Origin of the sequence: Mixta sp. (assembly GCF_024610815.1) — a bacterium.
Classification (GTDB): Bacteria; Pseudomonadota; Gammaproteobacteria; order Enterobacterales; family Enterobacteriaceae; genus Mixta; species Mixta calida.
Map to the genome: position 1 here is coordinate 1 of NZ_JANION010000191.1, position 6,259 is coordinate 6,259.

General features: G+C 57.3%; 6 protein-coding genes. 3 read left to right on the top strand and 3 right to left on the bottom strand.

The features are described 5' to 3' along the window. Nucleotides 1-260: 260 nt before the first annotated feature. On the top strand, nt 261-1,751 hold the full coding sequence (locus tag MYY08_RS14295) for a sensor domain-containing diguanylate cyclase (RefSeq protein WP_288014665.1): 1,491 nt from the start codon (nt 261-263) through the stop codon (nt 1,749-1,751). Between the two features lie 25 nt (nt 1,752-1,776). On the opposite strand, the gene MYY08_RS14300 is transcribed toward MYY08_RS14295, so the two are convergent. Together MYY08_RS14300 and MYY08_RS14305 are read right to left on the bottom strand one after the other, a co-directional pair. After that, on the bottom strand, nt 1,777-2,715 hold the full coding sequence (locus tag MYY08_RS14300) for an alpha/beta fold hydrolase (RefSeq protein WP_052133893.1): 939 nt from the start codon (nt 2,713-2,715) through the stop codon (nt 1,777-1,779). 62 nt (nt 2,716-2,777) lie between these two features. Next, nucleotides 2,778-3,395 carry a TetR/AcrR family transcriptional regulator gene (locus MYY08_RS14305; RefSeq protein WP_038629987.1) on the bottom strand — a complete coding sequence of 206 codons (618 nt, stop codon included), beginning with the start codon at nt 3,393-3,395 and terminating at the stop codon, nt 2,778-2,780. Nucleotides 3,396-3,656: 261 nt separating this feature from the next. Between MYY08_RS14305 and MYY08_RS14310 the strand changes: the two genes are divergently transcribed. Beyond that, nucleotides 3,657-3,929, top strand: a complete 273-nt coding sequence (locus MYY08_RS14310) for a putative hemolysin (RefSeq protein WP_038626013.1) — start codon at nt 3,657-3,659, stop codon at nt 3,927-3,929. 36 nt (nt 3,930-3,965) lie between these two features. On the opposite strand, the gene MYY08_RS14315 is transcribed toward MYY08_RS14310, so the two are convergent. Beyond that, nucleotides 3,966-4,958, bottom strand: coding sequence for a 2-hydroxyacid dehydrogenase (locus MYY08_RS14315; protein WP_038626015.1), 993 nt, complete (start codon nt 4,956-4,958; stop codon nt 3,966-3,968). Between the two features lie 165 nt (nt 4,959-5,123). On the opposite strand from MYY08_RS14315, the gene MYY08_RS14320 reads away from it, so the two are divergent. Continuing rightward, a partial coding sequence (locus MYY08_RS14320; protein WP_502888473.1) for an intermembrane phospholipid transport protein YdbH family protein occupies nt 5,124-6,259 on the top strand: 1,136 nt, incomplete at its 3' end.

The window sequence follows — 6,259 nt, forward strand, 5'->3', positions numbered from 1 at the left end:
GAACAGGGTTATTGAATTTGACACGCTTCAATTTTTATTCCTTTTGAAGAGCAGTTTTTACCGGAGCGAAATATGTCCGTGATATATAAAATTTTTGTCCAGCTGCGCAATAACGCGTCATCTTGCAACTTCCTCGTTTCCGATATTTGTTTCATCAGTTATGCTTCTCAATAATCAACACTCTTCAGGAAACAGCGCGCGTGAACAGAAAAGCGGATAGCTCAGTTTCATCACTTTTACGCACTTCTCTTGGTCGAAGCATGGCCGTTTTCTTGTTGTTTACCGGCCTGGCCGTCATTGGCATCAACAGCTGGTCGCTATGGGTTTCCTGGGAACATACGTTGACTAAAAGCGAAAATGACGCCCGCAATCTTTCGGTCTCGCTGGCGCGCCAGGCGCAGGATGCGTTTCTTCAGGTCGATATCACGCTGGCCGACGCGGTGAGACAGCTGCGGCAAAACGGGCCGGGCTACGCCTCCTCTCCGGCATTTGCTCGTCAGTTGAAGGAGCAGCATGGCAAGCTGGCGCAGCTGCATGGCCTGTTTATTTATGATAAGCAGGGCAATTGGATCGTTACATCGGGGAACAATATCCCTGCCAAAGCCAGCAATGCGGATCGGGAATATTTTATCTGGCACCGGACGCATAATGATGCCAAAGCACATATCAGCCGTGTCATCCGCAGCCGCTCCACCGGCGATCTGGTGATTCCGGTATCGGTGCGTCTGAATGACAGCAAAGGCGAATTTGCCGGCGTGGCGCTGGCGACGGTAAAGGTGGATTACTTCAGGCAGTTTTATAGCTACTACATTCTCGGCGAGCGTGATGTGTTGGGGCTGATTCTGGCTGACAGTGCGGTTCTCTACGTGCGCCCGCTGCCGGATTCGGTGATCAATAAAAGCCTCTCCGCCAGTCCGCTCTTTACCACCATGCTTAAAACCTCTGCCAGCGGCAGCGCGACATGGCGTTCGGCGTTGGACGGCATCGAGCGCATCTACGGCTATGCCCGCCTGGAGCAGTATCCGTTGATTGTCACCGCAGGCTATGATCGCGATAAAATTCGCGCTGACTGGCTTGCCGCGAATCTGACTGACGTCATACTGAACCTGGTGCTGCTGGCAATGATAATCATTATGGGCTGGTTTGTTTTACGGCAGGTTAGCGCCAATGTCAGAAACCAAATCGAGCTGACGCAGGTCAGGGATGAGCTGACGACAATAAACCATACGCTACAATCGCTGGCGCTGGTGGATGGCTTGACCGGGCTGGCGAATCGCAGGCAATTCGATGCGCTGCTGGAGCAGGAGTTACAGCGCTCCCGCAAAAGCGGCGAGCCGCTGTCGCTGATTATGTTGGATATCGACTTCTTTAAACGCTACAACGATACCTACGGACACGTTGCCGGCGATATGTGCCTGAAAAAAGTAGGGACAGTGCTACGCGGGCTGACCCATCGTCATAGTGATGTGGTGGCACGCTACGGCGGCGAGGAGTTTGCCATCATTCTGCCTTTTGCGGGCGTGGCTGACGTAAAGCTGTTTGCTGAGAAAGCGGTGCGTGCGGTGCGCGAAGCGGGCCTTCTCCACGAAGCGACGGAACGTCAGGAAAAGGTGGTGACGATCAGCGCAGGCTGCTGCACCCTGATCGCCAGCGGCCAGCAGGGCGAAGCGGAGCGGCTTAAGGAGCGCGCGGACAAGGCGCTCTACGACGCGAAGCGCAACGGACGCAACCGCGCGGAGATGAGCGCCTGAACGAGCGGTCAACCATGAGGCTTTATCAGTTAAAGAAGGCGCGCAATTCGTTGGCGACCGCCTGAGGCTGTTCATCAGGAATAAAATGGCCGCAGTGCGGGATCAATACGCCCGATACGTTTTCTGCAAATGGGCGCAGCGGGGCGGCCATATCGGCAATCGACCCCTGATCGGCGCTAAGCGCCAGGATCGGCATGCTGAGCGGGCCTGTCTGCAACAGTTCGCGATTCTGCGCGGCGGAAAGCGCGGCGGCGCGATAATAGCCCAGGCCTGCGCGCAATCCGCCGTTTATCATCAGCACGCGCAGATATTCATCGATATCCTCATCGGTAAAGCAGTCGGGGCGGGCCGCTTTACGCTTCAGGAACCAGTCGATATAAAGACGTTCGCGTCCGGCAATCAACGCCTCCGGTAAATCGGGGATCACATGAAAGGCGAAGTGCCAGGTTTTCCAGGCTTTGTCGGGCGAAACCGGCAGCGCGTCCGGCAAAGTTACGCCCGGAATGCCCGCATCCAGCAGCGCCAGCGCGCGCACCTCATCCCGATACAGCGCGGCGTAAGGCCATGCCACCCATGCGCCCACGTCATGCGCCGCGATAAAATAGCGGTCGATATGGAGCTGTGCTAACAGGCCGTGTACTTTTTCCGCCAGCGCACGGGTGTCATAGCCTGTTTCAGGCCGATCGGAGTCACCCTGGCCTGGCAGATCCAGCGCGATAATGCGATAACTTGTCGCCAGCATCGACATCACTTTGCGCCATGCGTACCAGCTCTGCGGAAAGCCCGCCAGCAGCACCAGCGTTTCGCCTGCGGCATCGCCGCCCATGACATAATGCATTCGCACGCCTTCCACATTGGCGTAACGGTGCGTAAAGCCAGTAAGACGCGGATCGCTTAAAGCGGCAGGGTCGGCAACGGCATAGCGCAGTGGCGTGGTATTCACGGCCTGGTTCGAATTATCCATCTGGTCACCTTATGATTGAATGCGGCATTAACAGGTTCAGACTGTTTATGTCTGTAAAAAAGTCAGTCGAGCATCTTCAGCGCCAGGCTGACGGTATTCTCGCGTTCAGCGATATCTTCGATTTTTCCCACTACGCGGATGCCAAAGGTGATGCAAAGAATCAGCCCGGCGGCGGTTTCCGCATGAATGGCGGAGGACACGGAGCCGTCACGTTGTCCTTCTTCCAGCATTGAAATCAGTCGCGCTTTGTTGCGCATCACCGCCTGACGCACCCGCTCCGACAGTTCCTCATCCAACACCTGAAGTTCTGTCGCGCTGCCGACCACCAGACAGCCGCGGCGTCCTTCAAAATCAAATGCCGAATCAAGGTAAAAGCGCAGCAGCTCGGCGACGCGCGCGCGTCCGTTGGCGCATTGCGCCAGCCGCGACTGCAATTCGGCATGGCGTAAGGCGATGTAGCGGTCGAAAACCTGCAAAAAAAGGGTGCGCTTATCTTTAAACGCTTTATACAGGCTGCCCGCGGTGAGGTTCATTGCGGTAGTTAAATCCGCAATCGAGGCTGCGTGAAAACCCCTCTGCCTGAAGACCAGCATGGCGTTATCCAGCGCCAGTTCAGGATCGAACGCCCTGGGGCGTCCGCGTTCTTTGCCGCTGTCGGCAGTACCCGCTAATAATGTCATGATCGCTTTTCCGAATAAGGAAACATTCGTTTCCAAAATGCCAGAGCGTTCGAAGATTGACAAGCGATCCTTTTCAGAAGGGAGATAGCGCATTGCTTTCGGCATGAAATAATTTCGGTCTATTCCGTAAGCGAAACGGGAGTATTCCTGGAGACTTTTGCACGGGAAAATTACGTAAAAAGTTGTTTCACATCTCGACGCACCGATAAACGTCGCTTATGCTGGCAAAGCCTTCACTTCACTAATCCCGGAGCCCGACAGATGAAAGCAGCCTCCTTTCTGCTTGCCGGCGCTGCGCTGCTACTTTCAGCATGCAGCAGCAGCGACAATGAACCACCACAGCAGGCTACCGCCGCTCACGTACAGCCCAGAGTCGCCATGTCATCCTTAGCGGAAAGCAACTGCGCCAGCGCAGGCGGCACGTTGGCGTTTTCACGTCAGCTTGATGGCAGCAGCATCGGCATGTGTCAGTTAGCGAATGGACGCCGCTGTAGCGAAAGCGCGCTGGAAAGCGGAAGCTGCGCACGCTTTTAAGGAGGCTGGCGCGCAGAACGCACCAGCAATAAGTGGCTAAGCGTTGACTTCGTTCGGGCAGGCTTCGCCTTTTTGCAACTGTTGCAAATTGGAGAGGGTGGTTTCAGAAATAGCGGTCAGCGCTTCGGCGGTCAGGAATGCCTGATGGCCGGTAAACAGCACGTTATGGCAGGCCGACAGACGACGGAAAACGTCATCCTGAATCACATCGTTAGACTTATCTTCAAAGAACAGATCGCGCTCATTCTCATAGACGTCCATACCGAGCGAGCCGATTTTCTGCTGTTTCAGCGCGTCAATCGCCGCCTGCGAATCGACCAGGCCGCCGCGGCTGGTATTGATGATCATCACGCCATCTTTCATCTGACTGAAGGCGGCGGCGTCCAGCAGATGATGGTTTTCCGGCGTCAGCGGACAGTGCAGCGTAATCACGTCCGACTCTTTAAACAGCGTTTTGATATCGACATACTCCGCGCCCAGGTCCAGCGCCTGCGGGTTTGGATAAGGATCGAACGCCAGCAGACGCATGCCGAACCCTTTCAGGATGCGCAGCGTGGCGATGCCGATCTTCCCGGTGCCGATAACGCCAGCGGTGCGGCCATGCATGTTAAAGCCGATCAGCCCTTCCAGCGAAAAGTTGGCGTCGCGGGTGCGCTGATAAGCGCGATGAATACGGCGGTTCAGCGTCATCATGATACCGACCGCGTGTTCCGCTACCGCCTCCGGCGAGTAGGCCGGCACGCGCACCACCTTCATTCCCAGCTCTTTCGCCGCGTCCAGATCGACGTTATTAAAACCGGCGCAGCGTAACGCGATAATTTTTACTCCCTGGGCATGAAGAATCTCCAGCACCGGGCGGCTGGCGTCATCATTAACAAAAATACAAACGGCTTCGCAGTTGACGGCGTTGATCGCCGTACGTTCAGTCAGCAGGAAATCGAAATATTCGATATCGAAACCAAAGCGCTCGTTAACATGATCGAGATATTTCTTGTCATACTGTTTGGTGCTATAGACCGCAAGTTTCATTATCGTCTCCTTATTGTCTTCTCCCTTTATTCTAGACTGGCTGTCATATGACGTAACCTTTAATCTACGTTACGTTTACACAGGGATTAACGCGTCTCGATTCTTCACCCTGCCTGACGATCGTGCCATCATAGCCGTCGGGATTTTTTACAGAACAGGACTGTTATGGCAATGCGTCGGCGCTTCTCTTTCGCTCTGGCCTTTCTGCTGGCGTTGGTTCTGCTGGTGCTGGCGCTGCTGCTGAGCGTGACGCACTGGCTGCCGCGCCTGGCAGGGATCTGGCTGCCCGCAGGCACGCGCATCGCGCTTGATGCCTCTCCGCGCTGGCGGCAGGGAGCGCTATATATTCCGGCGCTGCGCTATCTGGCGGGCGACTGCCTGTTGGCTGAGGTCGACGAACTGACGCTGCGCTATGGCCATTCACGCTGGCAGGCCGACGCGCAGCGTCTGGCGCTCGACAGCGCCTGCCTGAGTCAGCTGCCCGATAACGATGCCTCTCCCGCCGCGCCGCGCACCCTGGCGCAGTGGCAGGCGCTGCTGCCGTCCGCCGACGTAACGGTAAAGCAGCTGATCGTGAATCCTTATCAGAGCTGGGCGGGCGCGCTGCGGCTGACCCTCGACCGCACGGCGCAGCGGCTCGATTATCAGGGCGAGAACCTGCGCGTGCAGGCCGATCTGCAAGGGCAGCATCTGTCGCTGCGTCAGCTGACGCTTCAGGCGCCGGGCCTTACCCAGCCCGTTACGCTGCATGGCGCGCTGGAACTGACGGAGTTCGCCAACGGCGTGCCGGAAACCGGGCGGCTTGAAGGCGATTTTACGCTGGCGCAGGCGCCGCATCCGCTGCATGTCGCCCTTGACTGGCGTCAGCAGGCGGGCAGTTTGACCGTCACCTCGCCAGATGAAGCGACGCCGCTGGTGGATCTGCCGTGGCAGGTCAGCGCTGAACAGATTCGCATTACGGCGGGCCGTTGGCGCTGGCCGTGGGCGACGCAGCCGCTGGCGGGCGGCGTAGCGTTGAGGTTTACAAACTGGCGGCAGGGGCTGGAGGCGACCGGGATCGGCGGACGCATGAATATGCTGACGCAGGGGCGCGGCGGCAAAGGCAACGTGGTGCTAACCCTGGGGCCGGGCCGTCTGTCACTGAGCGACAGCGATCTGCCGCTACGTTTGACTGGCGAAAGCAAGCTGGCCGCGCTGCAATTTTACGCCTCTTTGCCCGGCACGCTGAGCGGCTCGCTGCTGGACCCGCAGCTGCGTATCGCGCCCGGCGCGCTGCTGCGGATGCGCGGTCGGCTGCTCTC

Bases quoted from the DNA above. Each gene is read 5' to 3' on its own strand.
- MYY08_RS14295 (WP_288014665.1), top strand. From the start codon at position 261: ATGGCCGTTTTCTTGTTGTTTACCGGCCTGGCCGTCATTGGCATCAAC.
- MYY08_RS14300 (WP_052133893.1), bottom strand. From the start codon at position 2,715: ATGGATAATTCGAACCAGGCCGTGAATACCACGCCACTGCGCTATGCC.
- MYY08_RS14305 (WP_038629987.1), bottom strand. From the start codon at position 3,395: ATGACATTATTAGCGGGTACTGCCGACAGCGGCAAAGAACGCGGACGC.
- MYY08_RS14310 (WP_038626013.1), top strand. From the start codon at position 3,657: ATGAAAGCAGCCTCCTTTCTGCTTGCCGGCGCTGCGCTGCTACTTTCA.
- MYY08_RS14315 (WP_038626015.1), bottom strand. From the start codon at position 4,958: ATGAAACTTGCGGTCTATAGCACCAAACAGTATGACAAGAAATATCTC.